We start from the raw sequence: 1,977 nt of genomic DNA, 5'->3' as shown, positions 1-1,977 counted from the left end.
TTTTGAAAATAGCCATATTTATTTACCCTCTGCTTGTTGGATTTTATCAGCGATATGGTCATATCGATGTTGGACATAACGATTCCGCACCGTGGTTGCGGTAACTCTAATGCCAAATTTTTCATCCAGCATTTCAGCCAGTTTCTCAAAAGTGACATTTTGGTTATTTCGTGTTTCAACAATAAATTTAACGACATCAGGATAGAGCTTAGCCATTTTAACCACCTATATGTTGTGAGTTTCAAAAAATAATACACAACATATAGTATATGGTTTTTAGGTTATACTAAATATCAAACCCCTAAAATAATTTGAAAATCACCAAAAATAATTTATAACATATTGATTTTTAATAATTTAATTTTCCAATTTTTGATTGGCTTCTTCGGCTTTTTTCGCTGCTTTTTCGGCGGCTTTTTTCGCCTTGTATTCCTTGAATTCAGGCACGGACATATTGGCAATTTTCATCCATTCAGGCTCTTCGCCGTTTTCATCCAGCAAGCTATTACTTGGGCGATACGGTTTTTGTATTGGCTTTGGTGCTGGTTGTGATGTGATTTGTGATGCTGATTTTTCCGCTTTTCGTTGCTCAAACAATTCAGCTAATTTTGATTTTGGCTTAACTTGTGACAGTGAGCTGGTATCAATATCTTTGTTGCGCTTATAGTGATATGCGATGGTTTGCCAGCTGACTTCAACACCAAATTTATCCACCACCAGTTTTGAAATATCAGAAAATGAGTAGCATTGGGTTTCGTCATTTCTTAATGCTACAATAAATTTAATTGCAGATTTTGAGAGTAGTTTTTTAGCCATATTCTCAACCTTTAGTAGTTATTACATACAAATACAAACATCCACATACATTATCAAACATCTACATACAAATACAAAGAAAATTTTTGTAAAATCTACATACAAGCACAAACATCCACAAACAAATACAAAGAAAAACAAGCAAATACAAACATCCACATATAAATTAGTTCAGCTGGCGATGGATGCGTGGTGAGAGTGAAGATAAAACGAGCGGATTTGTCTTTGATTTTTGATTGCAGGATAGGCTACCGCCGACAAAAATATATATTTTTGTGCTATAATCATGGCACTGGCATGATTATAGTGTCGCACCAAGCGACCAGCTACCGCTGACTTTTTGACCTTTTGGGGGATTGATGGCTACTTTTTTGCTCAAGGGATTAACCCAAGAACACCGTGATTTTTTGCGAAATTTCGCCCAAAATGTGCTTGGCTCAAAGAGCAGAACCAAGGCGATTTTGCATTTGATTAACGAAAAGATGTACGGCACTGCCGCCATCGATAGGATTAAGCAAGAACGGCTGGATGAACCGCCGCCCAGCTCAAAAGACACTAAACGCATACAGTTTAGCGTGCTACAAGCCGATTATGATAATTTAGCTAAAATTGCACAATCGACCGATAGTTCAATCCAGCACTACCTGCGGTGCTTGGTGAGAAGCAACCTATACGGCAAGTACGAGCTTTTGGGATTTGAAATGGAAAACCTAAGACGAAGTAACTATGAGTTATACCGCTTGGGCGTGAACATTAACCAAATTGCTAAGGCGTTGAACACCGGTCATGATGTCGAAGTCAAAAGACAGTTGCTTGATGATATGCACAAGCAAATCGAAGAACATACTAGTCGTGTCGAAAAGATTTTGAAAGATAACTTAGAGCGGTACTGATGGAGTTTGTGGCTATTGTTGCAGCACCAATCGTTACTATATCTATACTTGTATCTAGCAAGCTGATACATACGCCAAGGGGTAAAAAAATTGTGCTGGCGGCTATTTTATGTGCTGTCTTGTGCTTATTAGGTGCGGTGACTAAAAGGATATTTTGGTAAAAATAGAAAAGCCTACCAAATGGCAGGCTTTTCGCTTAATACTGGGTTGTAGGTTTAAAAACCACGTTCTTCCCAGCGAACGAGATTATTATCCACCCCGCCGTAAA

The 1,977-nt window shown here is 38.1% G+C and carries 3 protein-coding genes; 1 reads left to right on the top strand and 2 read right to left on the bottom strand.

Annotated features, from left to right (window positions below):
• Positions 1–18: 18 nt before the first annotated feature.
• Both B0181_RS11615 and B0181_RS11610 read right to left on the bottom strand, forming a co-directional pair.
• Positions 19–216: a hypothetical protein gene (locus B0181_RS11615; protein ID WP_078277645.1), complete on the bottom strand. Its 198-nt coding sequence runs from the start codon at positions 214–216 to the stop codon at positions 19–21.
• 141 nt (positions 217–357) lie between these two features.
• Positions 358–816 carry a hypothetical protein gene (locus B0181_RS11610; RefSeq protein ID WP_078277644.1) on the bottom strand — a complete coding sequence of 153 codons (459 nt, stop codon included), beginning with the start codon at positions 814–816 and terminating at the stop codon, positions 358–360.
• Between the two features lie 359 nt (positions 817–1,175).
• Between B0181_RS11610 and mobC the strand changes: the two genes are divergently transcribed.
• The gene (mobC, locus tag B0181_RS11605; RefSeq protein ID WP_078277643.1) at positions 1,176–1,709 is read left to right on the top strand and encodes a plasmid mobilization relaxosome protein MobC; all 534 of its coding nucleotides are present in this window, start codon (positions 1,176–1,178) and stop codon (positions 1,707–1,709) included.
• Positions 1,710–1,977 lie beyond the last annotated feature (268 nt).

It is taken from the genome of Moraxella caviae, assembly GCF_002014985.1.
Classification (GTDB): Bacteria; Pseudomonadota; Gammaproteobacteria; order Pseudomonadales; family Moraxellaceae; genus Moraxella; species Moraxella caviae.
Note: the sequence above shows the minus strand (reverse complement) of the source record. Positions and strands in the feature narration are given on the sequence as shown.

Coding starts and splice junctions, on each gene's coding strand:
- B0181_RS11610 (WP_078277644.1), bottom strand. CDS start 816: ATGGCTAAAAAACTACTCTCAAAATCTGCAATTAAATTTATTGTAGCA.
- B0181_RS11615 (WP_078277645.1), bottom strand. CDS start 216: ATGGCTAAGCTCTATCCTGATGTCGTTAAATTTATTGTTGAAACACGA.
- mobC (WP_078277643.1), top strand. CDS start 1,176: ATGGCTACTTTTTTGCTCAAGGGATTAACCCAAGAACACCGTGATTTT.